The sequence below is a fragment of the Bdellovibrio bacteriovorus HD100 genome, assembly GCF_000196175.1.
Taxonomy (GTDB): Bacteria; Bdellovibrionota; Bdellovibrionia; order Bdellovibrionales; family Bdellovibrionaceae; genus Bdellovibrio; species Bdellovibrio bacteriovorus.
The window spans coordinates 3544707-3569670 of sequence record NC_005363.1 but is presented as its reverse complement, the minus strand read 5'-3'; the positions used below and the strand labels follow the sequence as shown (position 1 = coordinate 3569670).

General features: G+C 49.2%; 34 protein-coding genes. 21 read left to right on the top strand and 13 right to left on the bottom strand.

Annotation, left to right across the window (positions count from 1 at the left end; translation table 11 throughout):
* Position 1 precedes the first annotated feature (1 nt).
* A complete protein-coding gene (locus BD_RS16875) occupies positions 2–1051 on the bottom strand; it encodes an alpha/beta hydrolase (RefSeq protein ID WP_011166003.1) in 1050 nt (349 codons plus the stop codon).
* 106 nt (positions 1052–1157) lie between these two features.
* Here BD_RS16875 and BD_RS16870 point away from each other — a divergent pair, with 106 nt between their 5' ends.
* Complete coding sequence (locus tag BD_RS16870) at positions 1158–2060, top strand: LysR family transcriptional regulator (RefSeq protein WP_011166002.1); 903 nt, start codon at positions 1158–1160, stop codon at positions 2058–2060.
* 56 nt (positions 2061–2116) lie between these two features.
* The gene (locus BD_RS16865) at positions 2117–2731 is read left to right on the top strand and encodes a DUF938 domain-containing protein (RefSeq protein ID WP_011166001.1); all 615 of its coding nucleotides are present in this window, start codon (positions 2117–2119) and stop codon (positions 2729–2731) included.
* A 29-nt stretch (positions 2732–2760) separates the two neighbouring features.
* Here the strand turns inward: BD_RS16865 and BD_RS16860 are convergent, their stop codons facing one another.
* Positions 2761–3303 (bottom strand): flavin reductase family protein, encoded by a 543-nt coding sequence (locus tag BD_RS16860; RefSeq protein ID WP_041583650.1) that lies wholly within the window; start codon positions 3301–3303, stop codon positions 2761–2763.
* A gap of 96 nt (positions 3304–3399) precedes the next feature.
* Here BD_RS16860 and BD_RS16855 point away from each other — a divergent pair, with 96 nt between their 5' ends.
* A complete protein-coding gene (locus BD_RS16855) occupies positions 3400–3618 on the top strand; it encodes a tautomerase family protein (RefSeq protein WP_269147471.1) in 219 nt (72 codons plus the stop codon).
* Between the two features lie 42 nt (positions 3619–3660).
* On the opposite strand, the gene BD_RS16850 is transcribed toward BD_RS16855, so the two are convergent.
* Positions 3661–4350, bottom strand: coding sequence for a pirin family protein (locus BD_RS16850; RefSeq protein WP_011165998.1), 690 nt, complete (start codon positions 4348–4350; stop codon positions 3661–3663).
* Between the two features lie 86 nt (positions 4351–4436).
* On the opposite strand from BD_RS16850, the gene BD_RS16845 reads away from it, so the two are divergent.
* Entirely contained in the window at positions 4437–4757 is a 321-nt protein-coding gene (locus BD_RS16845) for a winged helix-turn-helix transcriptional regulator (RefSeq protein ID WP_011165997.1), read from the top strand.
* On the opposite strand, the gene BD_RS16840 is transcribed toward BD_RS16845, so the two are convergent.
* The gene (locus BD_RS16840; protein WP_011165996.1) at positions 4754–5680 is read right to left on the bottom strand and encodes a JmjC domain-containing protein; all 927 of its coding nucleotides are present in this window, start codon (positions 5678–5680) and stop codon (positions 4754–4756) included. The genes BD_RS16845 and BD_RS16840 overlap by 4 nt on opposite strands.
* Before the next feature lie 43 nt (positions 5681–5723).
* Entirely contained in the window at positions 5724–7466 is a 1743-nt protein-coding gene (locus BD_RS16835; RefSeq protein ID WP_011165995.1) for a DEAD/DEAH box helicase, read from the bottom strand.
* Positions 7467–7577: 111 nt separating this feature from the next.
* On the opposite strand from BD_RS16835, the gene BD_RS16830 reads away from it, so the two are divergent.
* The 5 genes from BD_RS16830 (at position 7578) to BD_RS16810 (ending at position 10597) form a co-directional block, all read left to right on the top strand.
* Positions 7578–7772: a hypothetical protein gene (locus BD_RS16830; RefSeq protein ID WP_231839216.1), complete on the top strand. Its 195-nt coding sequence runs from the start codon at positions 7578–7580 to the stop codon at positions 7770–7772.
* A 73-nt stretch (positions 7773–7845) separates the two neighbouring features.
* The gene (locus BD_RS16825; RefSeq protein ID WP_011165993.1) at positions 7846–8826 is read left to right on the top strand and encodes a PAS domain-containing protein; all 981 of its coding nucleotides are present in this window, start codon (positions 7846–7848) and stop codon (positions 8824–8826) included.
* Between the two features lie 19 nt (positions 8827–8845).
* Complete coding sequence (locus BD_RS16820; RefSeq protein WP_011165992.1) at positions 8846–9448, top strand: type 1 glutamine amidotransferase family protein; 603 nt, start codon at positions 8846–8848, stop codon at positions 9446–9448.
* Between the two features lie 8 nt (positions 9449–9456).
* Complete coding sequence (locus tag BD_RS16815; RefSeq protein ID WP_011165991.1) at positions 9457–10104, top strand: FMN-binding negative transcriptional regulator; 648 nt, start codon at positions 9457–9459, stop codon at positions 10102–10104.
* A complete protein-coding gene (locus BD_RS16810; RefSeq protein ID WP_011165990.1) occupies positions 10097–10597 on the top strand; it encodes an FBP domain-containing protein in 501 nt (166 codons plus the stop codon). Before BD_RS16815 ends, BD_RS16810 begins: the two co-directional genes overlap by 8 nt.
* On the opposite strand, the gene BD_RS16805 is transcribed toward BD_RS16810, so the two are convergent.
* The gene (locus BD_RS16805) at positions 10594–11229 is read right to left on the bottom strand and encodes a TetR/AcrR family transcriptional regulator (RefSeq protein WP_011165989.1); all 636 of its coding nucleotides are present in this window, start codon (positions 11227–11229) and stop codon (positions 10594–10596) included. The two genes, BD_RS16810 and BD_RS16805, sit on opposite strands and share 4 nt — an antisense overlap.
* A 78-nt stretch (positions 11230–11307) precedes the next feature.
* On the opposite strand from BD_RS16805, the gene BD_RS16800 reads away from it, so the two are divergent.
* From BD_RS16800 to BD_RS16790, 3 genes are read left to right on the top strand one after another with little or no spacing between them, the layout of a single operon-like run.
* Positions 11308–11838: an SRPBCC family protein gene (locus BD_RS16800; RefSeq protein WP_011165988.1), complete on the top strand. Its 531-nt coding sequence runs from the start codon at positions 11308–11310 to the stop codon at positions 11836–11838.
* A gap of 10 nt (positions 11839–11848) precedes the next feature.
* On the top strand, positions 11849–12262 hold the full coding sequence (locus BD_RS16795) for a VOC family protein (protein WP_011165987.1): 414 nt from the start codon (positions 11849–11851) through the stop codon (positions 12260–12262).
* A 9-nt stretch (positions 12263–12271) separates the two neighbouring features.
* A complete protein-coding gene (locus tag BD_RS16790; protein WP_011165986.1) occupies positions 12272–12754 on the top strand; it encodes an SRPBCC family protein in 483 nt (160 codons plus the stop codon).
* A 35-nt stretch (positions 12755–12789) separates the two neighbouring features.
* On the opposite strand, the gene BD_RS16785 is transcribed toward BD_RS16790, so the two are convergent.
* Positions 12790–13563, bottom strand: a complete 774-nt coding sequence (locus BD_RS16785; RefSeq protein ID WP_011165985.1) for an exodeoxyribonuclease III — start codon at positions 13561–13563, stop codon at positions 12790–12792.
* A gap of 107 nt (positions 13564–13670) precedes the next feature.
* Between BD_RS16785 and BD_RS16780 the strand changes: the two genes are divergently transcribed.
* Positions 13671–14669 (top strand): VOC family protein, encoded by a 999-nt coding sequence (locus BD_RS16780; RefSeq protein WP_011165984.1) that lies wholly within the window; start codon positions 13671–13673, stop codon positions 14667–14669.
* Positions 14670–14702: 33 nt separating this feature from the next.
* On the opposite strand, the gene BD_RS16775 is transcribed toward BD_RS16780, so the two are convergent.
* Both BD_RS16775 and BD_RS16770 read right to left on the bottom strand, forming a co-directional pair.
* A complete protein-coding gene (locus BD_RS16775) occupies positions 14703–15656 on the bottom strand; it encodes an SRPBCC family protein (protein WP_011165983.1) in 954 nt (317 codons plus the stop codon).
* Complete coding sequence (locus tag BD_RS16770; protein WP_011165982.1) at positions 15640–16005, bottom strand: ArsR/SmtB family transcription factor; 366 nt, start codon at positions 16003–16005, stop codon at positions 15640–15642. The genes BD_RS16775 and BD_RS16770 overlap by 17 nt, the downstream gene beginning before the upstream one ends.
* 149 nt (positions 16006–16154) lie before the next feature.
* On the opposite strand from BD_RS16770, the gene BD_RS16765 reads away from it, so the two are divergent.
* The 5 genes from BD_RS16765 (at position 16155) to BD_RS16745 (ending at position 20895) form a co-directional block, all read left to right on the top strand.
* On the top strand, positions 16155–17510 hold the full coding sequence (locus BD_RS16765; protein ID WP_011165981.1) for an MBL fold metallo-hydrolase: 1356 nt from the start codon (positions 16155–16157) through the stop codon (positions 17508–17510).
* Between the two features lie 81 nt (positions 17511–17591).
* Entirely contained in the window at positions 17592–18527 is a 936-nt protein-coding gene (locus BD_RS16760) for a hypothetical protein (protein WP_038450202.1), read from the top strand.
* A complete protein-coding gene (locus BD_RS16755; protein ID WP_080559013.1) occupies positions 18524–19336 on the top strand; it encodes a metallophosphoesterase family protein in 813 nt (270 codons plus the stop codon). Before BD_RS16760 ends, BD_RS16755 begins: the two co-directional genes overlap by 4 nt.
* Positions 19337–19356: 20 nt before the next feature.
* Positions 19357–19854 carry a hypothetical protein gene (locus BD_RS16750; RefSeq protein ID WP_011165978.1) on the top strand — a complete coding sequence of 166 codons (498 nt, stop codon included), beginning with the start codon at positions 19357–19359 and terminating at the stop codon, positions 19852–19854.
* Between the two features lie 150 nt (positions 19855–20004).
* Entirely contained in the window at positions 20005–20895 is an 891-nt protein-coding gene (locus BD_RS16745) for a DUF6635 family protein (RefSeq protein ID WP_011165977.1), read from the top strand.
* 2 nt (positions 20896–20897) lie between these two features.
* Here BD_RS16745 and BD_RS16740 read toward each other — a convergent pair whose 3' ends face one another.
* Entirely contained in the window at positions 20898–21308 is a 411-nt protein-coding gene (locus tag BD_RS16740) for a CoA-binding protein (RefSeq protein ID WP_011165976.1), read from the bottom strand.
* Positions 21309–21499: 191 nt separating this feature from the next.
* Here BD_RS16740 and BD_RS16735 point away from each other — a divergent pair, with 191 nt between their 5' ends.
* Positions 21500–21772: a TFIIB-type zinc ribbon-containing protein gene (locus BD_RS16735; RefSeq protein WP_041583649.1), complete on the top strand. Its 273-nt coding sequence runs from the start codon at positions 21500–21502 to the stop codon at positions 21770–21772.
* On the opposite strand, the gene BD_RS16730 is transcribed toward BD_RS16735, so the two are convergent.
* From BD_RS16730 to BD_RS16720, 3 genes are all read right to left on the bottom strand, one after another.
* The gene (locus BD_RS16730; RefSeq protein WP_041583648.1) at positions 21769–22959 is read right to left on the bottom strand and encodes an MFS transporter; all 1191 of its coding nucleotides are present in this window, start codon (positions 22957–22959) and stop codon (positions 21769–21771) included. The two genes, BD_RS16735 and BD_RS16730, sit on opposite strands and share 4 nt — an antisense overlap.
* An 81-nt stretch (positions 22960–23040) precedes the next feature.
* Positions 23041–23517: an SRPBCC family protein gene (locus BD_RS16725; protein WP_011165973.1), complete on the bottom strand. Its 477-nt coding sequence runs from the start codon at positions 23515–23517 to the stop codon at positions 23041–23043.
* A gap of 8 nt (positions 23518–23525) precedes the next feature.
* Positions 23526–23930 (bottom strand): VOC family protein, encoded by a 405-nt coding sequence (locus BD_RS16720; protein ID WP_011165972.1) that lies wholly within the window; start codon positions 23928–23930, stop codon positions 23526–23528.
* Positions 23931–24038: 108 nt separating this feature from the next.
* On the opposite strand from BD_RS16720, the gene BD_RS16715 reads away from it, so the two are divergent.
* Together BD_RS16715 and BD_RS16710 are read left to right on the top strand one after the other, a co-directional pair.
* Positions 24039–24398, top strand: coding sequence for a DUF1428 domain-containing protein (locus BD_RS16715; protein WP_011165971.1), 360 nt, complete (start codon positions 24039–24041; stop codon positions 24396–24398).
* A 15-nt stretch (positions 24399–24413) separates the two neighbouring features.
* Positions 24414–24959: an SRPBCC family protein gene (locus BD_RS16710; RefSeq protein ID WP_011165970.1), complete on the top strand. Its 546-nt coding sequence runs from the start codon at positions 24414–24416 to the stop codon at positions 24957–24959.
* Positions 24960–24964: the final 5 nt, after the last annotated feature.

The following is a 24964-nucleotide window of genomic DNA, read 5'->3' as shown; positions in this document are numbered from 1 at the left end:
CTTACTTTAGATTCGTTTTGAAAAACAGTGCGATTTTTTCAAACGGAATCAATCCGACTCTGTCGTATAGATCCACGTGTCCGGCCCCAGGGATAATCACCAGTTCCTTTGGTTCTGCGGCACGCTTGTAAGCATCCTCGCTAAACTCTCTGGAGTGGGCGTTTTTGCCAGTGACGAACATCATGGGACGAGGAGAAATGGTTTCGATGTCATTGAAAGGATAGAAGTTCATGAACTTCGTGTTGCTGGAGAGTGTTGGATGGGTCGTCAGATCTCGAGAGGAATTTTTCGGTGTAAACTCGCCACGAGGAGTGCGATAGAAGTCGTAGAATTCACGCTCAATGGCGGTGGAGCTTTCTGAGACTTTATGAACAGTTCCACCGGTGTATTTTGTTTTTCCGCCAGCAAATTCGATTTCCCGTTGTTCGACAGCTGCTTTGATGAGTTCCTTTCGTTGTTCCAAGGACAAGCCTTTCTTCAGACCGTTTCGGCTTGCGGCGCCCATGTCATACATGCTCACTGTGGCAATTGCCTTCATTCGTGGATCGATCTTTGCTGCACTGATGGCAAAACTGCCACTACCACAAATGCCGAGGACGCCGATTCGATTTTTATCTACGAAGTTTTGGCTTCCAAGATAATCCACGGCGGCACTGAAAGCTTCGGCATAAATGTCCGGTCCGACCGTGTTGCGAGGCTTACCTTCACTTTCTCCCCAAAATGGCAAATCAATAGCAAGAGTTACAAAACCTTGTTCGGCCAGCTTTGTCGCGTACAGGTTTGAACTTTGTTCTTTAACAGCTCCCATCGGGTGCCCGACGATGATTGCTGGGATCTTGCTGTCTTTGCTGACTTCCTTAGGGATAAAGAGGTTTCCTGCAACTTTGATGTTGTACTGACTGTTAAAAGTTACTTTTTTAACAGTCACTTTATCGCTCTTATAGAAATTGGCAGCACCATTAGACATGTCCTGCGCATGGGAAAGATTGGTATGCACAGTTAATGCCCCTGCAATGGCTGTTACCAAGCTGATCATTTTTAGATTTTTCATAAGTGACTCCTTTAAATTTGCGCTCTTTGTACTCCATCATGATACGGTGGTTTAATATTATGAAAAATGGCATAATGGTTTATGTGGTATTAACTAGAGGTTAATAATGGATAAGAATCAATTAGATGGACTGTTGGCCTTGAAACTGGTGGCAGAGAAGCGCAACTTCACAGCTGCCGCGGAAGAGTTGGGAATTTCTCCACCTGCGATCAGTAAAATGATCAAACAGTTGGAGAAACGTTTGGGAGTAGCATTGCTAACCCGCACAACAAGAAGCACCAGTTTAACCGAGGCCGGAATCAGGTTTTTAGGTCAAGCAGGTCCGGGTCTTGAGCAGATTCTTTCTGCAATTACCAGTGTTGGATCATATGCGGATAAACCCTCGGGTGTTCTGAGGATTAATCTTCCAAGGGCCACATATCAACCGTATATCGAACCTCTTCTGGCGAGCTTCGCGAAAAAGTATCCGGATATTACCGTGGATCTCTATTTTTCTGATCAGACCGAAGACGTTGTGCAAAGTGGTTTTGATGCTGGGATCAGGCATTCCGACATCCTGGCGCAGGATATGGTGGCCGTGAGGATATCCGGGCCCATTCGTTTTGTGGTGGTAGGTTCAAAGAAGTATCTGGATAAGATGGGTCGTCCCAAAACACCAAAGGATCTACTGTTACACAACTGCTTAAAGTTTCGTTTCGGAAGCTCTAGTGTTTATGACCGATGGGAATTCGAGCACAACGGCCGGGATTTTCAGGTACATGTAAAAGGTTCGGTGATTATGAATGATCCATTGCTATTGGTTGATGCGGCCGTAGGGGGAATGGGGCTGACCTACGTCCTTGAAGATACCGTCAAGGACTATCTGAAGTCCGGAAAGCTAGAGGTGGTCTTAAATCAGTTTGCTCCGTCTAGTGCGGGGTACTTTCTATATTATCCGAAGCGCTCCCAAGTTCAGCCAAAGCTCAGGGCTTTTATTGGTCATATCAAAGAGCACTTGAATGTTCGTTAGGAACATTTTGCCGGATAGTACTTGCAATAATCCTTTATCTCTTCTAAGGAAATCCCATGGAACTACCATTCTCCGCTGCTGCCGATCGTAATAAAGAACCCATTCTGGAAGTTCTTAAGAAAGTGATTCGTCCCGAAGACCGCAACCTGCTCGAGGTTGGTGCCGGTACGGGACAACACGCTGTTTACCTGGCGCCCTTCTTCCCAAGGATGGAGTGGACTCCGACCGAAGTGGCAGAGAACCTGCCGATGCTTCGTGAGCGCATCCAACAAAGCGGGATTCCGAATATCAAAACCCCCTTCCGTATGGTTGTCGGGGAGGATGATTTCCCGATTCGCACTTTCGACGTGATTCTGACGATCAATACATTCCACATCATGTCCTGGAAAGAGTGTAAGACTTTTATCAAATTGATCGCAGGCCGCTTGGAAGAAGGCGGGAAGGTTTTGATCTACGGGCCGTTCAACTATAACGGCAAGTTCACGACCCCTAGCAATGAAGAGTTCGACAAGTCCCTGCGTGAACGAGATCCGCAAAGTGGCATCCGCAATTTTGAAGATGTGCTGGCGGCGATGTTTAAGAATGGTTTTGAGTTCGTGAAAGATTTCGAAATGCCAGCGAACAATCGCATGCTTCTTTTCCGTAGGCTTAAATTCGTAAGAAAGAAGTGAGCCTTTTTCTAAGGCCTCGATGGTCATTTTCAGAAAATGCCAAGAAGCTTTGAGCGCATCTGTTTCTTTCGATCAAGTGTCCTGCCATCGACGACAAAGGTGCCGTCACCCACGGCATGCAGGGTGCGCTTTTCCTTTCGGGAGGTGTCGAAGTAAGCGGCAACTCCCTCAAGCACGACGATGTCGTGCTTCTTGATGATGTCGACGACTTTGCATTCAATGTTGGCAACACATTCTTTGATCAGGGGAGCTTCAACATACTTTCCTTTGATGGGCGTGAGTCGAAATGTATCAAACTTGTCAGTGTCTTTTCCAGAACAAGTGCCCACGCCAACCACTTTATCCAGCAAATCAACAGTCGGTATGGCAATGACACACTCGCGGCTCTTTGTGAGCGCTTTATAGGAAAAGTTCCACGGACCTGTGGTGATAGCAAGTTTAGGTGTGAAATCTACCGCCATCGTCCATGAAATGGTCATGACATTATTGGTGCCTCCGGCACTTGTGGTCACGAGCGTCACCGGGCCGGGCTCGATAAGAGTGAATGCTTTGCGAAGATCCATTTTCTTCATAGCAAAATCACACGACCTGGCAACTGGAGCGTCAAGATTTGAACTGGTGTTTTTGAGCAAAGCGCAATAGAGTTTTCTAGATACAAAAATTCAGATATCGGCCACGGGGGATCTATGCCTTACGTTAACGTTCAGATTACAAAGGGCGCAACAAAAGAGCAGAAAGCGCAAATTATCGCTGATATTACTCAGTCTCTTGTAAAAGTACTGGGTAAGAAGCCAGAACACACTCATATCGTTATCCAGGAAATTGCGGACGAGGATTGGGGTTTTGAAGGTCTGCCGACGGATGAATGGAAGAAAAAGCAGAAATAGCTTTTTTAAGTCCAAATACCGTCGTCAGCTGACACTGCATCTTCATTGTCTGTTCTGCAAAATGACGATGGCTTGTCCTTTGCCTTTGATGGTTAGCTTTCCGCTTTGGGCAAGAAGGCCGTCACCATCTTGGAGCTCGCTGCCGTTCCAGCTAAGATTTCCAATGGAAACCGCATAGGCAAACTTGTCTTCAGGAATTTCAAAGACCTGTTCTTCCCCTTCAATCTTTGCAGCGTACAACCACACATCCTGTCGGATATTCAGTGGAGCAGCACTAGGTCCCGCCAACAGGTTGAAGCCTTTTTGGGTAAGGCCTGCTTGCTGCACCACGGGAGTTCCTGATTTAGCATTCGGATGGATCCAGATCTGCAGCAGACGCAAAGGTTGGTCGCTAAGATTCCCTTCCGCATGAAAGATCCCGTCTCGCGCACTCATCAGTTGCAGATGCTCTGCCGGAACTTCCTGATTCGTTCCTTTGTCATCCAAATGTTGAAGCTTGCCATGAACCACCCAGGTCAGGATTTCCATGTCATTGTGGGGATGATCGGGAAAGCGGGATTTGGGTTGGATTTTCGCATCCGCCAAAACCAGCAGATTTTTCAGTTGTTCGCCACGACCGGAATACGGGCCGACAGTGGCGATAAAGTGATCTTTCAAAGACAGCCAGCCCAGGTTCATTTCCGGCAACTGGGAATAGGGCCTAACTTGAATTTCGGATAGTTTTGAATTCATAGAATCGCTCCTTATGGTATTCTGAGGCAGGTGGTATCTTTAGTAAAGTAGGGGTATTTTGGAAACTAGTTTCCTGGAGTGAACTAATGGCAAAAAGTAAATCATTGGAAGCCTGCCCGGTTTATAAGACGGCGATGATTCTGGACGGAAAGTGGACGATTCTCATCTTTAGAGACTTACTGGCTAATAAAGTCGTCCGATTCAATGAGCTTCGTCGGTCGTTGGGTTCCATCAGCCCCAAAACCCTGACCGAGCGCCTGACGGAGCTTGAAGATCAGGGGTTGGTTTCAAGAAAAGTCTACGCCGAAGTCCCGCCACGGGTGGAATACTCTTTGACTGAAAAAGGCAAAGGCCTTTCTGCGGTTTTTGATTCCATGGCAAAATTCGGAGACAAGTGGCTTCGTTAGATCAAGCCACCTTCCTGAAGCAGCAGTCGGCCGGAAATCTCTGGCAGCTCTGTGGCCAGGCTTTTTAGCAAGAATTCAAAACGTGCGATCGCGGCTTCTTTTCGTTCTTGATCAGTGCCTTCAAGGCCGTCGGCCAGTTCACGCCATTCCGGTGACCTTAAAAGGACCTCTTGCAATGACTTGGTGAACACATCCGCCCACGTCGGTTGGCTGAATGTAAAGTTCAGTGAAAGGGATTCTTCCTCCGTGGTTGTTTCATGCCAATAACCGCGGGGAACAAACAAAACACAGCCCGGCTTCATCACGACTTTCATGCTGTCTTCATCAAGAGCATCGATCAGGTGAGCATGACATTGTTTTTCCAGAGCTGCCGGCATTTCTTCCGAGCCAGTGGTAAAGCGTTCCGTAGGGAACTCCACGGACTCATTCGGTGCAAGTCTCCATGTCTTGGTGCCTTTGATCTGAATGATGAAGTTTGCATTGGCATCAAAGTGCAGACGGGTGCCGCAACCAGCCGGTGTGGCATAGGCAATCGAGCGCGCTTTGCACAGATCGTTTTCAGCTCCACCAGTTACCAACCCCAAGTCCGCGCGGACGTTCCCCAGCATGTCGGCAATTGTTGAATCCTGACTTTGCATGGAATCAAAAACCAGGGTCATGTTGTTGCGATAGGCTTTAAGTGCATCACCAGGTTCAAGATGGATCGAGCTGTATTCGTCGTCAAAATCAGGCAGACAGGCACGAACCTTGCGCTGGCGGGCAGAGATCAGATTTTTAAGATCTTGCATTTGCTCTAAGGCAAATATGTCCTGCAGTTTCCCCGGGGTCGCCGGAATAAACAAAGGTTCCACGGGCCAGTGGGAGTTAAAGAATTCAGGAAGCGTGACGGGAGCCAATAGCTCAGCAAGACCAAGTTTTTTCATGTCTTGATTTAACCCCGAGAATCCACTCTGCGCTATCTATTCTTTAAGGTGCCAGCTCTTCAGCAAAGACTTTTTCAGTCACGCGCCAGAACTTGTCCTGTTTTCTGGCGATGACAAAGATCGGGGAGCGGAAAAGCTTCTGGAATCGGATGACTTCCTGAGGACTTGTCAGATCCACGGCCAGTTCCGGCAGTCTGAGGTGGGACCTTAAGAAGTTGATATTGAACTTCTTCACAGCTGTTGTGTTGTTGAAGAAGTGGACTTCGCTGAGGTAATTGGATTCCAGATCGTAATAACGGATTTCAAGGTAAGGATTTGAGTTCTTGTCCTTACGCTCTTCAAATGAAATCCGGTCCGGAGTCATCACGTGGGCGTTTTTGGAAAGCTTCGCCTGTTTCAGTTTGGCTTCGGCATCAATTAAGACGGCATCGCACTTTTCACAAGCCTTGGCCGTGATGTCGTTTTCACAGGAACAGTTGTGGCAAAGTTTAAATCTGAATCGGAATCCGCAGGGCTTGATTTCCAATGTGTTCGGGTCTTGAGAGGCCCCTTTGCATTTTCTGCCGAAATGTTCAAAGACCACGCCGTCATCATCGGCATAACCCCAGAAATCATTTTCAAAGGCACACTTGGGGCAGGCCACTTTGACCGGGACGGTGTCCTTGGCCGGGCGCTTGTCGCTGATCTCCGGGGCATAGATGTCGTGACCGACCCCGGTGTAATCCAGCACGTAACAGTCTTTTTTGTCTTCAGATAAACGAAGTCCGCGACCCACAATCTGCTGATACAAGCTGTTGGATTCCGTGGGGCGCAAGATCGCAATAACATCGACGTGAGGCGCATCAAATCCGGTGGTCAGGACGGACACGTTCACCAGGTACTTGAATTTCTTCTGTTTAAAGTCGTGGATGATCTGCGCACGCTCCTTGATATCCGTGTCACCAAAGACGACGCGGGCCTGATCCGTGGGCAGATAGGTCATGATTTCTTCAGCATGTTTAATGGTGCTGGCAAAAATCATCACACCCTGACGGTCGTACTTTTCCGTGATGTCGATGATGTTATTGATAATCAAAGGGGTCAGGCGCTTTTGATTCTTAAGAACTTCTTCAACCTCGGCGGTGGTGAAGGCGCGGTCTTTTCCCAGCAGGTCTGAAAAGTCGTAACATGTGACGGGAATATCCACCTTTACCGGGATGGTCAGATAGCCGTGGCGGATCATGTAGGACAGTGGCAGTTCGTACACGCACTGCTTGAAGAATCGGCTTTGTTCGGTTTTAAGCTCGCCACCTTGATTGTATTCATAAATCCAGCCTAAGCCCATGCGGTAAGGCGTGGCCGTCAGGCCCAAGACACACAAAGTGGGGTTGCGATCCTGCAGCTTTTTAACGACTTCTTGATATTGTGTTGCGCCCTCTTCGGCGACACGATGGCATTCATCGATGATCAGTAAAGAGAAGTTGTTGAAGAATTCATCCGGGGCGCGGGCCACGGACTGTACGCTTCCAAAGATGGCCTTCTGATCGTGGTCTTTCTTTCCCAGGCTGGCAGAAAAGATGCCGGCTTCCAGGCCATAGCTTCTGTACTTGTCATGGTTTTGTTCAACCAGTTCTTTGACGTGTGCCAGTACCAGGATGCGGCCACGGGCGATGCGGGCCAATTCGGCGATAACCAAACTTTTTCCCGCACCTGTTGGCAGCACAATGACAGCCGGTTCCCGTTTCTTCTGGAAATACCGGATCGTATTTGTAACCGCCTGCTGTTGATAGTCACGTAACCTGTACATGGGCCCACCTTACAGGATTAGGCTGAAAATCTCACTTCTTAAGTTTCTCTGGACACAAGCTTATTTACAGCTGAGAGCGCCGTGACTAAACTATTTTTGCAGGGGGTCTATATGGATGAAAGTGATTTTGAGGGGACCTTGGTTCTTGAGAAAATTGCAGAGATCAATAAGATTGACGAGTTCTTTGAGGCCCTGGATTCCGACGACTTTGACCGGGCCCGAGCCCTGATGAGACGCGCCGGGGTGGACGGCGAGACCATTATGATGGTTTTAAGAAAAATGCGTGCGGCGGACGGCGAACACTAAAATTGGCCCCGTTCGGAGATTACTTGAATGATCCAATCCGGTTGGATATGATCCCATGCACTGCTAGAGGGACGTGGTTTTGGCGCTGAACGACAAGAAAAAAACAGTTGAGTACTTTAGTTCCTGGCAGGTCCAGAACAAGATCACTCTGATTTCCCTTATTGCCATTTTGCTGCTGTCAGCTCTTTTTGTGGCGGCGGCTATCATCCTTCCGGCTATTTCTACAGCTCAGATTATTGCATTTATTATTTTGATTCCCGCATTGGCTTGCTTCGGGATTGCCACGTGCCATTCCTCCAGCTTGGAGTTGGAGAAAGCCCGTCGTGATTACGATAAAATGGCCCAACGCCTGTCTGAAACCGAGGACTCCCAGATCACTCTGGATCGGTTCTTCTCCATTTCCAATGACCTGATGGCCGTTGCGGGAAAAGACGGACGTCTTAAGAAGGTCAGCAAGTCCCTGGTGAACACCCTGGGCTACAGTGAAGAAGTCCTGCTTAGCACCCCGTTTTTTGACTTTATCCATCCCGAGGACCGCGCCTCCACCCGTGAAAACATCAAGGCCCTCAGTCTGGGGCTGCGTTCAGTTGACTTTGTGAACCGGTATCAGACAGCGCAGGGTTCTTACCGCACTCTTAGCTGGAGCGCCGTTGCTGATGATGAGCTGGGTGTTCGCTTTGCCTCGGCTCGCGATGTGACGGATGAACGCAATTTCAGAACCCGCATGCAGCAGATCCTGGACTCGGCTCCTTTTTTGCTGATTGTGAAAGACACTGAAGGAGTCATCACCAACTGCAACGACGCTTTTGCAGGATTGGTTGGTTTTACAAGGGAATCCCTGCTGGGGAAGAACGTAAGACTTTTGACTTCACCTCTTCACTCTGCGCCGCCTGAAAAAGAGCAGGAAGTTTTAAGATCCAGGATCCCGGTGACTTTTGATGAAGTTTTTGCCAGCAAGGGCGCCGAAGAAAAGTATCTTTCCACTGTTTTCCCTATTCTGGATCAGACGGGAAAAATTATTTCCATAGGCAAAGTTTCGGTGAAGGTTCTATAATTCCCGCAAGGAGGCTTCCATGGCTGCTAACGACAAAAACATTTTGATCTATCTGCCGGATGAATACGCGGACTGGGAAGGCGCTTACCTGATGAGCGAACTTTCCCAGAACAAGATTCCTTTTACCGTTGTGTCCGAAACGAAGAACACCATCACCTCCATCGGAAGCCTGAAAGTGCAGCCTCAGGCGGCTGTCTCAGACTATACCGCAGATCAGGTGTCAGCTTTGATTCTGATCGGCGGGGAAAACTGGCCGAATATGGATCGCAATAAAGACGTGCGCGCACTGGCAGCACAGGTTTTGAAGCAAAACTCTGTGTTGGCGGCGATCTGTGGGGCGACCTTTGCGCTGGCGCAAGAAGGTTTACTGAAAGACCGCAAACACACCAGCAATGATCTGAACATGCTAAAGGCCTTCGTGCCAACCTATACTGAAGACGCCAATTATCAGAACCAGCTTGCCGTCACGGATGGAAATCTGATCACGGCTTCTGGTGCCGGTCCGGTGGATTTCACTCTGGAGCTTTTGCGCGCTTTGGATGTTTACACCGAAGAAAAGCGTCAACACTGGTATAACCTGTTCAAACACGGAACTCCGCCACCGGCAGAGTTCTGGTCGTAGCCCTGAGGATGCAATTGTACAATCCACAGAAGTACAAATCCGCTGATCTTATTGAAGCCTATGAGCTGATGGACTATTTTCCGTTTGCGACCGTCATTTCGGTTGCTGATGGAGCGCCCTTTGTTTCCCATCTTCCCTTGACGCCAAAGAAAGTCGACGGCCGGATTGAGCTGATCGGCCATATGGCCAAGGCCAATCCTCAGTGGAGGCAGTTTACTGACTGTGATGTCACCGCGATCTTTCACGGGCCACACACTTATATCACTCCGGTTTGGTATGCGAAGGATGATGTGCCGACCTGGAACTATTCTGTGGTTCATGTAAAAGGCAAAGTGGAACTTCTATACGGTGAAGATCTGATCGAATGTTTAAAAGATCTTTCCGCGCAGTCCGAGCGCCATTGGCCCAGTGGTTGGCAGTTTTCAATCCCCGAGGACCTTCAGGGTGAAAGCCTAGAAAGACACATCGTTGGATTCAAGATACAAATCACTGATATCAGTTATAAAAAGAAGCTCAGTCAGAATCGCAGGCCCGAAGACCGTGCAGGGGTTCTGAAAGGACTGGCAGGTCGTCCGGATGAAGCCAGTCAGCAGGTGCTGGGCGCCATGGAAAAGATGTATTCTGCTGACGGAAAACTGAAGGGGAGTCATGATTAAGTCTCACAGCAATAACTTTCAGTCCGAACATTCTTTTTCGATCAGTTCTGAAGATGAACTGGTTCAGGCATTTCGCTTGCGTGATCAGAAGAAGCTGGTTGTGCCCGGGAATCTGAAGTTTCCAATGAACATCCGATCCTACTTCACCTGGAAAGAGCCATCTGGCGTTTACACTTATCTGGTGATGAAAATGCCCAACTGGGATCTTCCCAAAGGTGTGGCTTTTAAGAGAACCGCCTCCAGTGGCGAGCCGACAGGCGGGCTTTGCAATTGGTGCCATGCTTATGGGTCCTCCGAAGAAATCGGCCTGCTGTCAGTGGCGATGAGTGCCAATGTAAGTAACTCGTACTTCCTTTGTCAGGATCTGCGCTGTATTGAAAAGATCGAAGAAGCGGCCATGTTGGCGGGAAAAGATCCAGAGAAAAACATCACGGAGCTTTACTATAAGATGTCGAAGCTCTTTGAAAATATCAGCAACTATCGCCCGGATTAAGCTTTTAGAATTTCAAAATATCTTTTCAAGGAATCGTAAAGGGCATTAAAGGCCTTGGGATCTTCCAGGCCTTTTAACATCCCGTAAAAACCCTCATGGGCCATCACCACGAAATGCGCCACCTGGCGGGTGTTGATATCCTCACGCAGATAGCCGGCTTTCTTCGCGCGTTTTAACTCCTGATCCATCCCATCGATCCAATAGTTCAGGGCATCTTGCAGACGCTCTTTAAAGCCAGCATCCACTGGAGCCATTTCCTGCACCAGATTGTTCAAAGGACAACCATAGCGAAGTTCTTGCGGGTCCGCTTTGCCGATCAGGTTTTTAAGCTGCAGTAAAATCCCTTCAAGGGGGTTTTCATAGGTTTTCAGCGGATCAATCCAGCGGGCATAGGTCATGGGTTTGATGACTTCATCCACCAGGGCATAGCCCAGATCCAGCTTTGTCGGGAATTGATGGTAAAAGGCCCCTTTGGTCATCGACGTCTTTTTGACAATGTCATCGATGCTAACCCCTTGAAATCCGCGGGTAAAGACCTCCCAAAAAGCCGCATCCAAAATCTCTTTGCGGGACTTTTCCAGGTTTCGGGTCTTTTTAGGAGTGGCTTTTGCCGCTTTTTTTCCTTTTTCCATATAAAGAGTCTAGCAAAAAAGACCGATCTTTACAACATACTAAATAGTATGTTAATGTTTCTCACATAGGAGGTCGTTGTGTTGATCAAAGTAGTCATTGGCATTCTGATTGTCGTGGTATTGTTCCTGGCCTTTATTGCCACTCGCAAGGGTGAGTTCCGTTATGAAGTCAGCGAAGTGATTGCGGCTCCCCCGGAAAAGATCTTCCCCTATATTAGTGATCTGAAGCGGGGTGGGGAGTGGTCTCCGTTTGAAAAAGTGGATCCAAATATGAAAAAAGAATTTATCGGCGAACCCAATCAGGTGGGCAGCAAAATGATCTTTGCCGGCAATAAAGACGCGGGTGCCGGCTCGATTGAAATTCTTAAGATTGTTCCCAATGAACTTGTGCAGCTTCGTCTGGTGATGACTGAACCTTTGGCCGCTGACAATATTGTGGAATATCGCCTGACACCCGAAGGACAAGGGACTCGTTTCAGCTGGTCCATGTCCGGTGACGGTGGCTATGTTGGAAAACTTGTTACATTCTTTATCGATTGCGAAAAAATGATCACGGATCAATTCCGCAAGGGTTTTGAAAATCTTAAATCCATCGTGGAAGTAAAATAAGGAGCAGCGGATGAAAGGCGAATTTTGGATCAATCTTCCTTCCAAGGACATTGAAAAGACCCGCAAGTTTTATACTGAGCTGGGTTTTGAGATGAATACCGCCCACGCGGCACCCCACATGGTGGGAATGTTCCTGGGAAGCAAGAAGGTTGTACTGAACATCTTCCCTGATGTGATGTTTAAAGAATTTATCGGTGGCGCAGCCGTGACAGAAAGCCATGAATCCGGAGAAGTGCTGTTTTCATTGGGTGCGGACTCGGTGGAAGAGGTGGACGATTGGGCCAGTCGCGCCGAAAAAGCCGGGGCCAGATCCTTTGGTGATCCCGGAGACAAAGACGCTTGGATGTACGGATGTGGTTTTGCCGATCCCGATGGCCACCGCTGGAATATTTTATTTATGAACATGAGCAAGATGCCGAAATAGGAGGCCGTTATGAATATTGATCCAAAGCTTGATCTAGTGCTTGAGAGAGTTCTTGATTTGACCCCTGAACAGGTATGGAAGGGCTGGACGACTCCAGAGATTCTGACCAAGTGGTTCTGCCCGGAACCTTGGAAAACCATTGAAGCCGAAGTGGATCTGAAACCAGGTGGGATGTTCCGTACGGTGATGCAATCTCCGGAAGGTGACAAGTACCCGAATGTCGGCTGCTTCCTGGAAGTTGAAAAAAACAAAAAGCTTGTCTGGACTGATGTTTTGGCTCCGGGATTCCGTCCGGTTCCGGCCGTAGAGTCTGGCGCAGGCTTCCCGATGACTGCTTTCATTCTGCTGGAAGAGCATCAGGGGAAAACCAAGTACACGGCCGTGGCTCGCCATCGCAGTGAAGAGGACCTTAAGAAACATGAAGCCATGGGCTTCCATGACGGCTGGGGCATCTGTGCTGATCAGCTTGTGAAAGTGATGAAGAGTCTTTAAAAAGAAAAAGCGGCTTGTAACAAAGCCGCTTTTTTTTATTTCTTTAAGGTCAGGCGCACCGGGCAGTGATCAGAACCCATCACATCCGGGCAGTGGGACGCCGCTTTGAGGCGATCCGACGCTTCTTTGTTCACCAGAAAATAGTCCAAGCGCCATCCGATGTTCTTTTCGCGAACTCCGGGACGGTAGCTCCACCAGGTATAGTGTTCAGGTCCCTGTTCAAACTTTCTGAAACTGTCGACCCATTCAAGTTTGTCCAGGAATCGTGTCATCCACGCGCGCTCTTCGGGAAGGAAACCGGCGTTTTTCATATTGGTCTTGGGATTGCGCAGATCGATTTCTTTGTGGGCAATGTTGAAGTCGCCACAAATGATGACCTCGCGGCCTTTCTTTCTCAGTGCCTGAAGGCGCTTTTCGGCGGCGGCACAGAACTCAAGCTTGAATGGCAAACGGGTGTGTTCACGCTGACTGTTGGGCCAGTAGCTGTTCACAACCGTGATGGGGCCAAAATCTGCTTCCAGCCAGCGGCCTTCGATATCAAACTTCGGAATGCCCAGGCCAATGCGCACATCGTCGGGCTCTTTCTTGGAATAAAGCGCCAGGCCGGAATAACCGGCTTTTTCGGCAAAAGCCCACGAAGAATGGTATTTCGCCGGATGATAGAATTCTTCATCCTTTTTGATGGCTTCGTCGGTGATCTTAATTTCCTGCAGGCAGACGATGTCGGCCTTTTCTTTTTCGAACCATTCGCGGAAATTCTTGCGGTGGACCGAACGCAACCCATTAACATTCCAAGAGATCATTTTCATAAGCCCTACAATAGGGGGTTTTGCCGATGGAGGTCAAGGCCGGTCGAGGGTTGCCGCCGCCCGGGATTTAATACTATAAAAGGCTCAGCTATCGAGGGCGTTTTAAGATGAATATGAACGAATTTAACATCGCAGCTCAGGACTTTTTGCAGAGAGTATTCAACAAGCTGGATGCTCAGAATATCCAATTGGATAAGCACTGGTTCATTGATCATCTTTGTTATCGCGTCTCTTCTTTGGAGAGTTATCACACCCTTAAGGCACAGTTTGCAGACTTTGCCGAGCTTCTGATCGAAAGCGATGTGAATGGGCGTCCTATTGCCACTTACAAATTCGCAGAGCCGATTCGTTTTAGAGATTGGTCCATTCAAGTGGTTGAACTTCCAGCGCCGAAGCCGGGGAAAACCACCATCGAAGGTTTTGAGCATTTTGAAGTGGTGGCTGATGTCGGCTTTGACGAAATCAAGGACCGCTATCCCCAAGCTGCCTTCAGCGAATCGGGTTTAAAAAAGGATTTTAATCCCGAACTTGAGATTTCTTTGGATGAATTGGCGATCAAGTTTCATCCCCTGTCTTTGGAGTCCGTCATCCGACTTGAAAAGAACGAAGCCGTTTATGCGGCGGTGAAAAAATCAGGGGTTCTTAAATCCCTGAAGGAGCATCAGCCCCTGTTGGTGGGAACCTACCCGCTGGGTATGAATGTTTCAGGATCGGATGTGGATGTTCTGATCAACGTTCCAGATCTGATGACGGCCGAGGATTTGCTGCAAAAGCTTTTTTCCACCTTCGAGAACTTCACGATCGAAAGCCACATGCAGTCTGCTTCGGTGACGGCTTCTTTTGACTTCCAAGGTGTGCCCTTCGAGGTTTTTGCTCAGGTCAAAGATTCGGCCAAACAAAATGGCAATCTGCACTTCCTGGCAGAAGAGCGTCTGTTGCATGTGGGGGGATCATCTTTGGGTGAAAAGATTCTGGCTTTGCGTAAAGCCGGGGATAAGACCGAGCCAGCTTTTGCCAAGGCTCTGGGGCTGTCCGGAAATCCTTATGCTGAGCTTCTGCGATTACAAAAGCTCTGCGAGTCTGAGCTTCGGCAGCTTCTGAAATAAAGAAGGCCGTGGGTGTCACGGCCTTTTTCATTCTTACTTTTTCGCCAGCAAGTCTTCCAGTTTGTCGAAGGATCCAGTCCATCCTTGTGTCATTCCGGCGCGGCCTTCAACAAAGGTTGCCAGCTCCTCTTTCGTCCAAGTGCCGTGAGCTTCCCACGTGATTGTGACACGGGTTTCATCCGGAGCTTCCTCGGTCAGAAGGACCGTGGTTTTCATGGATTCTGGCCATGTTGGCGCCAGCGGGTGACGGGAGGGCTTTTCATCCTTGTCGCAGAACTGTTGCGTGTACACGATGCGATCCGGGCGGTGAATTTCCAGATAGTTGGCGCGACTGTAAAATTCGACACCTTTTCCGTCGGTCATCATGCAAAGCGTGCTGCCACCGGGTTTGATATCCGCACGCAGGAACTTCATGGTGAATCCTGTCGGCGGTATCCATTTTGAAAAATGCTCCGGGTTCGTCCACATTTCAAAAACCACATCGACAGGGGCTTCAAACGAACGATTGATAACAAAGGTTTCATGGCCCGTGGATTCTTTTTCAAGATATTCGGCAAGGCGATCCCAAGTGGAATTGCCACCCGCTGCCTTGATGAATTTCTTGGTTTCTTGCGCGGCTTCCGGGGTTGGCAGGGCCATCGTCATTTCAAGTTTGGTTTTGCCTTTGACGTCCTGGAATGTCGCCGTCACCCGGAACAGAGGAGGTCGGTCATCATTGCCTCCGTGATCGTACACCAGTCGGCAGCGTTCTACGACTTCATGATAAATGGTTTTGTTTTCCCAGTTGGTTCCATCAGGTCCATGCATGGTGTAAGCCCAGTGGCCGCCGGGGCGCAGGTCCTTGCTGTGAGTGGTGATGGTGAATCCTCGCGGACCCCACCACTTGGCGACTTGATCTGGGTCCGTCCAGGCATCCCACACGGCCTTCACCGGAGCATTGTAAATTCTGGTAATTTTAATTTCGTTGGATTTACTTTTTGCGGCCATGTTTTTTCCCTTTCGGTTTCTCTTTCACAGTGACGGTTTTTAAGTAAGCATCTAAGCGATCAAGACTTTCTTCCCAAAAGACGCGGTATTGCTCCATCCAGTCGGCGACATCTTTCAAACCATCGCCGTTCAGTTTGCACGGGCGCCACTGGGCCTCTTTGGATTTCGTAATCAGACCCGCTTTTTCCAACACCTTCAGATGTTTGGTGACAGCAGGCAGGCTCATTTCTTTTAGAAACGGCTTAGCCAAATCCGACACATTGGCTTCGCCTTTTGAAAGCTGTGCCAGCATCGCCCGGCGGGTCGGGTCGGCAAGGGCGGCAAAGGTCAGGCTAAGAGGGTCTTGCATAATACACCTATCGGTTAATTAACTAACTAGTTAAATATAGACCCATTGGAAGAGCCTGTCAAATTTGCGATTTAATTAAGCAATTTCAATAAGTTATAATTATCACAAAAACGCGTGGCAAAGGCCGGGGTCTGTAATAGAACACTGAAATGGTGAAAGTTTCCCGAATCCTTCATGCTGGCTATGTCTTTGAGTGCGAGGGCACTCGTGTGGCCTTTGATACGATCTTTGAAAATCCCTTCAGTCGTAACTGCCATGCTTTTCCCACCGTGGAATTTGACCAAGAACAGATCCGCGATCAGAAATTTTCCGCCGTCTTTATTTCCCACTACCATGACGATCATTGTTCCTTGGACAGCTTGAACCTGCTGGATCGAAGTACGCCGATTTATATGTACTGTGTTTTTGACGAGATCTTTGATTGGATTCGTCAGCTGGGATTCACCAATGTGAATTCTTTGGCGCTGAATACGCCCGTTAAAGTGGGTGAATTTGAAATCACCACGCGCCGGGCTCTGGATGCGGATGTGGATTCGCTGTTTCAGATCAAGGCCAAGGGGTTCAACCTCCTGAACGTTGTCGATTCTTGGATCGACTATGACACTTTGGATTTATTGTGTGACCAAGCGCCGTGGGACCTGGTGCTGTGGCCGTTCCAGACAATGCGGGAAATTGAAGTGATCGCGCCCAGAAGTGCCGTCCCTTCCGATGGTTTGATCCCGGAAGAATGGGCCGAGCAGTTGAAGGCCCTGAATCCGCGCTATGTAATTCCAAGTTCCTGCCAGTTTTCGATGGAAAGCTGGTCTTGGTACAACCACGCCTTTTTCCCGGTGTCCTATGCGGGCTTTACAAATCAGATCAAAGCACTGTTACCGCAAACACGGGTGGTGCGCTTGAATCCGTCCTGCAGCATTGTCCTGGATCACGGTGATATTAAATTCGCGGAGCCCTTACCCTGGGTGATTCCTGTGGGACCGCAGGATGTCGACTATGACTATCAGCCTGATTTGGTTCCGCCTAAAACCTCGGAGGTGGCTAAACACTTTCCGGCTCTGACTCTGGAGCAATCCCGCAGCGTGTTTGAATACTGTCAGGCGGGGCTTTTAGAAAAATACCGATCTATGCCGGCGCCTGAAGATGTTTATTTTGAAAGTCCCCGTGTGTGGCGGCTTTCCGTTTTTGATCATGAAGGCCAAGAGCAAAGGTTCTTTTATCAGGTGCAAGGGGCGGCTATTCAAAAACTGACTGTGGCCGTTGACGATATCGCGTGGACCACGGAGGTGCCCCTGTACAAGCTGCATGCGGCCTTGCAGGCGGGGGAGACGTTAACCTCCATGTACATGCGGATTAATGATTTTGATTTTGTAGCCGAACTAAGTTTTGCCGTGTCCGAAGTCGATGTGGTTGAAGATCCTCTGATTCGCTGTCTGTTCAACGGAGTCTTCGGGGCTTACCAGCTGGCGCAGCTTCGTCGCCTGACAGGCTGTCAGAGAGCAGTGCTTTAACCTGTTCTATCCATTGACTGAAGTTTGCAGCAATTCTAAAACTGAGATGTGCTTAAAATTCTTATAACCTTTTCTATTTTTATGCTGGCGCTGCAACCATGTTGGGGCGGGCCTTTGGGAACCATTCCAAAGATTGAAGAAGACAATCTGCGATTGCTCTTTGATTTCCGTTCGGATCTTTGGACCTCGCCTTATACGTATAAGGATTCTCCGGTCCGGATCATGAGCACCGATGTTCTGGTTCCACTGTACAAGAGTGAAACCTGGAGCGCGTCTGCGCGCATCTTTGATGAAAGTCTTCAGTTGGGCAGGGCCCAGTTTCATCTGGGGGAGCAGCATGTCTTCGTCGGAACCGCCCTGCAGAATCAGGGGCTGGGGTTGGGGGTGCGCAAGGTCTTTGCCAGTGGCAGCATGATGAGTGTTTTTGCCTCTTACGCCACCGCCAGTGATGTGCCTTGGGGGGCGCCACGCAATGACTACTTCGATGGGACCATATCCTACCGCATGGTCACGGGCCGTGACTTTCATTGGATCTTTGCGGTGAACCAGTCAGACAATCGCGGGATCTACAATGGAATGCCCTATCCGTTTATCGGTGTGGTTCAGGATATCTGGCCTGGTTTTCGCTTCAGCGTAGGTCTGCCCTTCCTGATGCTGGAATGGGGGGCTGCTGAAGAATGGGTGACTAACTTCAGCCTGACTCCGTTTGGTGTCCGTTTGGGAACCAGCAAAGTGATGGATCACGGCTTTGTCTTCCAGGCGAAGACCGCATTGACAGTGCGCTCTTACATGTTTGACACCCGCAAGGATGATGCGGATCGATTGTATTATCAGGAGATCTTCGCCGAAGGGGCACTGAAGAAGTTCGTCACTCCAGAAACGGGCGTGTCCTTTGCGCTGGGGGCCGCCGTGGATCGCCGTTTGTACGAGTCCGAACGTATTTACGTGCCGAACTCCAAAGTGACGACGATCAAGAATGACTTTTATGGCCGTCTGGGCGTGGAGTTCAGACTATGACGAAGTGGGTTCTTTATCTTTCCGTTTTTGCTTTGACCAGTTCGTGCGCCCCCTTCGTGGATTCACCGTTTTCGGACAATTTGCTGCGGCCAGAGCGCAACTTAAATGAGCTTGCCATCAACCGCCTTGGCGATATCGAGGCTGACGGGGTCATCCGTATCGGGGTGTTTTCAGATCCTCATCAGAATTACAAGGCCACCGACAAGATGGCCTATCAAATGAATCAGGCCACCGATCTTGATTTTGTGGCCGGGCTGGGGGATTTCACCAATTCATCCTACAATCTTGAATACGATGAGTTCATCGAAGCCATCGGTCGGCTGGATCAAATCAATATCAATGCGGTTGGCAATCATGATTCTATCGGGGCCGGTCCGCAGCTTTATCGCAAGGCTTTTGGGAAGTCGAATTTCTATTTCGAGTCGGCAAGTTATCGTTTTATTTTCTTCAATTCCAACAACCTGGAAAATCCCACCGAATTTGATCCCCAGTGGCTGAAAGACCGCGTGGATGAAACCGGTAAAAACGTCATGATTTTTTCCCATGTACAGCTGCGTGATAACGAGCGCTACTTCAATGACGATGCGACGATTCTTGGCTATGTGATCGAACACCCACGGGTGAAGGTGATCTTCAATGGCCACAATCACGTGTATGACTTGTCCAAGGATAACGACACGATCATGATGCAATGTGGACGGGTCGCGGGGGAGGATGGAACTCATTGGCTCACGATCACCGTCCAAGGCGGGCAGTTCTGTGTGAAGCGTATGGATACAGGAGCGACCACGTGCGAAAACATCAAATAGGTCTCTTCACCTTTATTCTGATGATGGCGGCATCTACTCAGGCCGCGGACTGGCGTGCGGTCGTCGAACGAGCCGGATTTATGGGAACCGTGGCGGCCGGGGTTAGCTACGAATGGCAACCGGAACACGCGGTGGATTTTTCCCTTGGAGCTTATCCGGTCGACAGCAAAACTTTCTATCAGACCAACTTCGTCTATCGCTATTCCCGCTGGAACAGTCCGGTCGGTGATGATATGTGGCGGCCCTTGCAGTTTGGTTTCTTCATGGCCTATTCGTTGGATAACGACAGGTACTTTATGAAATCCCCGGATAAGTATCCTTATCCAGAGTACTATGACTGGACGGCCCTTCGTTATGGCCTTGAGTTCGGAACGACCTACACCTTTATGCCCAGTCGGATCGGACTGGCTTACAGACTCCGAATTTTTGATAACGGGGTGATTGCGAACTTCAATAACTCCAACCGCAATCTGCAATACTATATGTCCTCGGGGTTTTCACTTCAGTACTTGTTTTAAGAGCGTCTGACTGAAAGCTCGACACAATTCTGATCTTTGCCGGTAAGTTCGTTTGTTCTATAGTGAGAATCAAGCAAGGGCCCGCTTACACCCGGAGATTTAATCCCCTTCCTGCGGAATATTTGTCAGAATGGATGCAGGAGATTCCTCATGGATCAAAGAGCGGCACCAGTTCTGTGTGCTATTGACGACTGCATTGAAAAATTCACCGCGGACCGAAAGCAGACCATTTCCCCTTTCATTGAAAGGCATTTCTCGGTCTCGGAAACCATTCAGATACAGAAAAGACACCTGCCCCTGGATTTAATCCTGAGTCCGGTCAATGCCCTTTGGTCGATACCCTATTTGATGATCAAGAAGGCCGTGGAAACGTCTGACAAAATCGGTTGGCCCGTTTTGAATCCGCTCATGGACGTTCTTCCGGCAAGTTTTAAAACGGGTTATCAGAAAGACATCGAAAAGCTGATCGCCACAGAGCTGGTTAGTGAAGATGTCCTGATGGACTACATTCGGAAAGACCCTGTTCTGGGGCCAATGGTGGTCTCGGGTGCTATTGAGTTGGATCAGCGCAAAATCCGAACAGAGGTACTTAAGGAGATTGAAAAGTACACATCCAGTCAGGCCATGATCAGTGATGTGTGCAGCTCGCTATTGACCTTGGCAGCCGGTTGGATCTATTTCGGGGACAAATCCCTGGGAGTCATGGGGTTGGGCAGCCGATTTGCCCGCAAGATGGCCCGGGAAAAGGCGTCTTCGAACTTTTTCCTGGGTGAAAAGGTGGGTTCGGTCTTTTACGGGGTGTTTCCTCCAGCCCCGACAAATACGCAGATCGTGATGGCAACCTTGGCGGTCGGGGCTCTGCTGACCGTGTGCAGTTTGTTCGTCAGTGTGATGATCGATCCGGCACGCAAGCGGTTTGGAATGCACGATAAGAAGCTTCATTCTCTTGTGGATAATCTGGAAGAAAGACTCTTTATCGCTTTAAAGAAAGATCTGAAGAGTCATCTTCGCCAGCCAGCCCCGATGAAACAGGCGGGCTGATTCTAAAAATTCTTTTTGTGTTCGATGATCAGGCAGCGATTGGAGACGACTTTGATGCCGGCCTTTTCAGCGCGGGCTTCGGCCTCGGGGTTGGTAATTCCCAGTTGCAGCCACAACACTTCCACTCCGCCGGCAGCCAAGGCCTCATCCACGACTTCATCTATACGGTCCGAACTGCGAAACACATCCACAAATTTTCGGTATTCCGCAGGCACTTCTGCCAGAGTGTTATAAATTTTGAATCCACCGGATTCATGTGTTTTTGGATAGAGGCCCACCATGTCCCATCCGTGGTCACGCATATACGCGGGAACATAGTGACTGGGTTTGGTGGCATCGGGACTAAGACCATAGACGGAGAATTTTTTGTACTTTTCCAGCAGGGCTTTGAACTCGCTGTCTTTGACATTCATAAGGGCACCTCGGTTTGTTCTTCTATGTTTAACGAGTCCAGGCTGAAGTTCAAGCTTTCAGGGGGGATTTCGGGCAATGACATTGTGATTCCCCGGAAGAGGTTTGTTTTAAACAAACATCTTCATTAAGTTTATCGATTTTTAAAATGAACTTCCTTGAGCTAAATTGGATCTATCAGGAGGCAGAAAATATGAAATGTCCAAACTGCAAAGAACCAAATCTGGTGATCTCAGAACGCAAAGGTATCGAAATTGACTATTGCCCTGAATGCCGTGGCATCTGGCTGGATCGGGGCGAGCTGGATAAGATCATTGAAAGATCCGCAGAATATGAAGCTGCTCCGAAACGCGAAGAGGTTGTTCAAACTCAACAGCCCCCTCATTATCAGCAGCAGCAGCATCCTTATCCTTACCAGAAACCGTACAAACGTAAAAAAACATTCCTGGAAGAGTTGTTCGACTAGGACTTCTTTTCCGTCAGGAAATAAGCAAAGGCGAGGGCTGGCATCAGAAACCCCACCCATGATGTCAGCTCCCAGCCGCCACGGGCGTAAGCCCACGCACCCAAAGTTGAACCGATCGCTCCTCCCACAAAGATCGTCGCAATAAAGAGTCCATTCAATCGACTGCGGTATTCCGCCTTCAGCGAAAAGATCGCACGTTGACCCATCACCAGATTCGCGGTGATGCCTGCATCCAGCAAGATGGCTGAAATCACCAGCGCCGCCAAAGCGGCTGTGGAGCCGCCTTCAAAGAAATGACTTAGCAAAAATGAAAAGGCCGAGATGATCATGGCCATCATCGTCGCAATACGGCTGTGACCTTTGTCAGCGGCTTTCCCGGCAATCGGCGCAATCACAGCGCCAGAAACTCCGACCAGGGCAAAGATGGCGATCGCGGATTGTGACAGGTTGAATTTCGGACCTGCCAGCAACAACGGACTTGCCGTCCAGAACAGACAGAACGCCCCGAACATGAAGGCCTGATAAGCGCCCCGACGACGCACCACCGGTGTTTCAATAAACAGACGGCCCATGGATTTCAGTAAATCAAAATAGTGCCGATTCTTGTTTTCCGGATGACGTTCCGGCATGACTTTATAAAGGACCACCGCAAGAACCGCCATCAGCACAGCCGAAAGAACAAACACGGCATGCCACGAAAACAGATCCGTCAACAGGCTTGAGACCGGACGGGACAGCATAATCCCGATCATCAATCCGCTCATCAGGCTGCCCACGACCTGGCCTCGTTTTACTTCCGGAGCAAAGTGCGCCGTGTAGGGCACAAGAATTTGCACGGTCGAAGCGCCCAGGCCGGTGGCGAAGGCGGCGATAAAGTACGGTGTCAATTGGGAGGCAAAGGCCAGGCCCAGGACACCCAGGACCGCGATACCAATCATGGTCAGAACCAGACGGCGATTTTCGATGATGTCACCCAAAGGAACAATCAGCAAAACTCCCAGTCCATATCCGATCTGAGTCAGTGTCACGACAAGACCTGCAGCGCTGGGATCCAGTCCCAATGCCTGACTGATCATGGCGGTGATAGGTTGAGCATAATATAAGTTGGCAACGATGATTCCGACGGCAGCCATCAGAAGCAGGACCAACCCGCGAGTTAAAGTCGGGTGAGCAGTGTCCGTTTTCATATTCCCGAAGCTACGCCTGCCAATGTCTTTGCGCAAGTGAAGTGATGAAAGCCGAGTTGTGCTCGGCATTCTGAATATCTTTTACATTATCCGCAGAAGATCCTCTAAGCGGTCGTAGCTCTCACTAAGTCCTCTTTGCATCCCGGACTGTAAGACCATGTCACGCGCGGCTTTGGATTCATAGCGCATCACCAACGTGTGCAGGGTGGTTTTGCCGTCTTCGGTCAGCGACAGATCATTCAATCCCTCGCCCGGATACCAGGGCTCATCAAAAAGTTCGGTGGTTAAAAGATGATCGGGGCGATGGATCTCTTTCACCACTCCGTGCATGCCCATTTCGCGCCCATCTTCGTGGCGCCACAGGTAGTGATATTCACCACCCGGTTTTGGATCCAGTGTGCAGACGGGCAGTGTCCAGCCCTGGGGGCCTAACAGCCAGCGCTTTAAATGCTCTGGCTTGGTATAGGCATCAAAGATTTTTTCTTTGGGAGCTTTGAAGGTGCGGGTGACAACAATATTGCGATCGCCCGCGGGTACGACTTTCAAATCGTTGCTCATGGGTCCTCCTATTTGGGCTGCTCTTCACCAGAATAGCTGACAACTTCCCAGACATGTCCGTCCAGATCCTCAAAACTGCGGCTGTACATAAAACCATAGTCCGTGGGCGGGCGTGGGGACAGGCCTCCGGCCTTTTTGGCTTTGTCGATCAGCGTTTCGACCTGCTCTTTTGAATCAACTGAAAAACAGGTGATGACCTCAATGTTCTTGCGGGCATCGATGATGGTTTTGTCGGTGAAAGTCTGGAAGAAGTTTTCATCCAGAAGCATGGCAAAGATATCTTTGCCCATCACCATGCAGGCGGCGCTGTCGTTGGTGAATTTCATGTTGTATTCAAAACCCAGCTTGCTGAAGAACTCCATGGATCTTTTCAGATTCTTGACAGGAAGATTCACGTAGATTTGATTTACCATGCATTTCTCCTTCCAGAAGAGGCCTTGTTCCATATATTGTTAATAACGTGGCAATAAGTCTCAAGGGACGATGAAGGAATACATAGAAACACCGAACGGAGGAATCCCATGGCAAAATACGTTGATGGATTTGTACTGACTGTTCCCAAAAAAAACATGGCGCAGTATCGCAAGATGGCGATGCAGGCCTCAAAAATATTTTTGAAGCACGGAGCCCTGGAATACAAGGAATGTGTCGGGGATGACATGAATATCGATTGGGCGCTGCCGTTTCCAAAGCTGACCAAGGCGAAATCCGATGAAGTGATTGTGTTTTCCTGGATCACTTACAAATCCCGTGCTGCCCGGGATCGCGCCAACAAAGCGATGATGAACGATCCGAAAATGAAAGAAATGAGTCCGGACAAGATGCCATTCAATATGAAGCGCATGGCCTACGGTGGATTCAAAACGATCGTGGACAAGTAGAGCTCAGGAAGGTCTATGAAAACATTTGGAATTATAGTTGGTTCTCTGGTCGCCTTGATTCTGGTATTGGGGCTTATCGCACCGAAGGACTTTAAGGTCCGTCGTGACATCATCATCGACAGACCCCAGGCCGATGTTTATGCTTATGTGAAGCAGTTGAAGCACCAGAGTCTTTGGAATTCCTGGTTCTTGAAAGATCCCAAAGTCAAAATGGACTACAAGGGTGAAGACGGGACCGTGGGGTTTATTGTGACTTGGGAAAGCAGCCTCAAAGAAGTGGGCGTTGGCGAGCAGGAAATCAAAAATCTTGTCGACAACAATCGTGTGGACACCGAGATCCGATTTAAGATCCCGATGGAAGCCAGCTTTGATTCCTATGTGATCACGGAATCTGTGGATCCTGCTCAGACCAGGGTGACAATGGGCATGCATGATGAACTGGCCATCCCGATGAACGTGATGAGTTTCCTGTTTAATAAGATTTTTGGCGGCGAAGACCACATCATCCGGGATATGGATCAGAGCCTGATAAATTTGAAAACACAGCTTGAGCAGAAATAAGGAGA

Excerpts from the sequence above, each read along its gene's own strand:
- BD_RS16875 (WP_011166003.1), bottom strand. The coding sequence starts at position 1,051 with ATGAAAAATCTAAAAATGATCAGCTTGGTAACAGCCATTGCAGGGGCA.
- BD_RS16870 (WP_011166002.1), top strand. The coding sequence starts at position 1,158 with ATGGATAAGAATCAATTAGATGGACTGTTGGCCTTGAAACTGGTGGCA.
- BD_RS16865 (WP_011166001.1), top strand. The coding sequence starts at position 2,117 with ATGGAACTACCATTCTCCGCTGCTGCCGATCGTAATAAAGAACCCATT.
- BD_RS16860 (WP_041583650.1), bottom strand. The coding sequence starts at position 3,303 with ATGAAGAAAATGGATCTTCGCAAAGCATTCACTCTTATCGAGCCCGGC.
- BD_RS16850 (WP_011165998.1), bottom strand. The coding sequence starts at position 4,350 with ATGAATTCAAAACTATCCGAAATTCAAGTTAGGCCCTATTCCCAGTTG.
- BD_RS16845 (WP_011165997.1), top strand. The coding sequence starts at position 4,437 with ATGGCAAAAAGTAAATCATTGGAAGCCTGCCCGGTTTATAAGACGGCG.
- BD_RS16840 (WP_011165996.1), bottom strand. The coding sequence starts at position 5,680 with ATGAAAAAACTTGGTCTTGCTGAGCTATTGGCTCCCGTCACGCTTCCT.
- BD_RS16835 (WP_011165995.1), bottom strand. The coding sequence starts at position 7,466 with ATGTACAGGTTACGTGACTATCAACAGCAGGCGGTTACAAATACGATC.
- BD_RS16830 (WP_231839216.1), top strand. The coding sequence starts at position 7,578 with ATGGATGAAAGTGATTTTGAGGGGACCTTGGTTCTTGAGAAAATTGCA.
- BD_RS16820 (WP_011165992.1), top strand. The coding sequence starts at position 8,846 with ATGGCTGCTAACGACAAAAACATTTTGATCTATCTGCCGGATGAATAC.
- BD_RS16815 (WP_011165991.1), top strand. The coding sequence starts at position 9,457 with ATGCAATTGTACAATCCACAGAAGTACAAATCCGCTGATCTTATTGAA.
- BD_RS16810 (WP_011165990.1), top strand. The coding sequence starts at position 10,097 with ATGATTAAGTCTCACAGCAATAACTTTCAGTCCGAACATTCTTTTTCG.
- BD_RS16805 (WP_011165989.1), bottom strand. The coding sequence starts at position 11,229 with ATGGAAAAAGGAAAAAAAGCGGCAAAAGCCACTCCTAAAAAGACCCGA.
- BD_RS16795 (WP_011165987.1), top strand. The coding sequence starts at position 11,849 with ATGAAAGGCGAATTTTGGATCAATCTTCCTTCCAAGGACATTGAAAAG.
- BD_RS16790 (WP_011165986.1), top strand. The coding sequence starts at position 12,272 with ATGAATATTGATCCAAAGCTTGATCTAGTGCTTGAGAGAGTTCTTGAT.
- BD_RS16785 (WP_011165985.1), bottom strand. The coding sequence starts at position 13,563 with ATGAAAATGATCTCTTGGAATGTTAATGGGTTGCGTTCGGTCCACCGC.
- BD_RS16780 (WP_011165984.1), top strand. The coding sequence starts at position 13,671 with ATGAATATGAACGAATTTAACATCGCAGCTCAGGACTTTTTGCAGAGA.
- BD_RS16775 (WP_011165983.1), bottom strand. The coding sequence starts at position 15,656 with ATGGCCGCAAAAAGTAAATCCAACGAAATTAAAATTACCAGAATTTAC.
- BD_RS16770 (WP_011165982.1), bottom strand. The coding sequence starts at position 16,005 with ATGCAAGACCCTCTTAGCCTGACCTTTGCCGCCCTTGCCGACCCGACC.
- BD_RS16765 (WP_011165981.1), top strand. The coding sequence starts at position 16,155 with ATGGTGAAAGTTTCCCGAATCCTTCATGCTGGCTATGTCTTTGAGTGC.
- BD_RS16760 (WP_038450202.1), top strand. The coding sequence starts at position 17,592 with ATGCTGGCGCTGCAACCATGTTGGGGCGGGCCTTTGGGAACCATTCCA.
- BD_RS16755 (WP_080559013.1), top strand. The coding sequence starts at position 18,524 with ATGACGAAGTGGGTTCTTTATCTTTCCGTTTTTGCTTTGACCAGTTCG.
- BD_RS16750 (WP_011165978.1), top strand. The coding sequence starts at position 19,357 with ATGATGGCGGCATCTACTCAGGCCGCGGACTGGCGTGCGGTCGTCGAA.
- BD_RS16745 (WP_011165977.1), top strand. The coding sequence starts at position 20,005 with ATGGATCAAAGAGCGGCACCAGTTCTGTGTGCTATTGACGACTGCATT.
- BD_RS16740 (WP_011165976.1), bottom strand. The coding sequence starts at position 21,308 with ATGAATGTCAAAGACAGCGAGTTCAAAGCCCTGCTGGAAAAGTACAAA.
- BD_RS16735 (WP_041583649.1), top strand. The coding sequence starts at position 21,500 with ATGAAATGTCCAAACTGCAAAGAACCAAATCTGGTGATCTCAGAACGC.
- BD_RS16730 (WP_041583648.1), bottom strand. The coding sequence starts at position 22,959 with ATGAAAACGGACACTGCTCACCCGACTTTAACTCGCGGGTTGGTCCTG.
- BD_RS16725 (WP_011165973.1), bottom strand. The coding sequence starts at position 23,517 with ATGAGCAACGATTTGAAAGTCGTACCCGCGGGCGATCGCAATATTGTT.
- BD_RS16720 (WP_011165972.1), bottom strand. The coding sequence starts at position 23,930 with ATGGTAAATCAAATCTACGTGAATCTTCCTGTCAAGAATCTGAAAAGA.
- BD_RS16715 (WP_011165971.1), top strand. The coding sequence starts at position 24,039 with ATGGCAAAATACGTTGATGGATTTGTACTGACTGTTCCCAAAAAAAAC.
- BD_RS16710 (WP_011165970.1), top strand. The coding sequence starts at position 24,414 with ATGAAAACATTTGGAATTATAGTTGGTTCTCTGGTCGCCTTGATTCTG.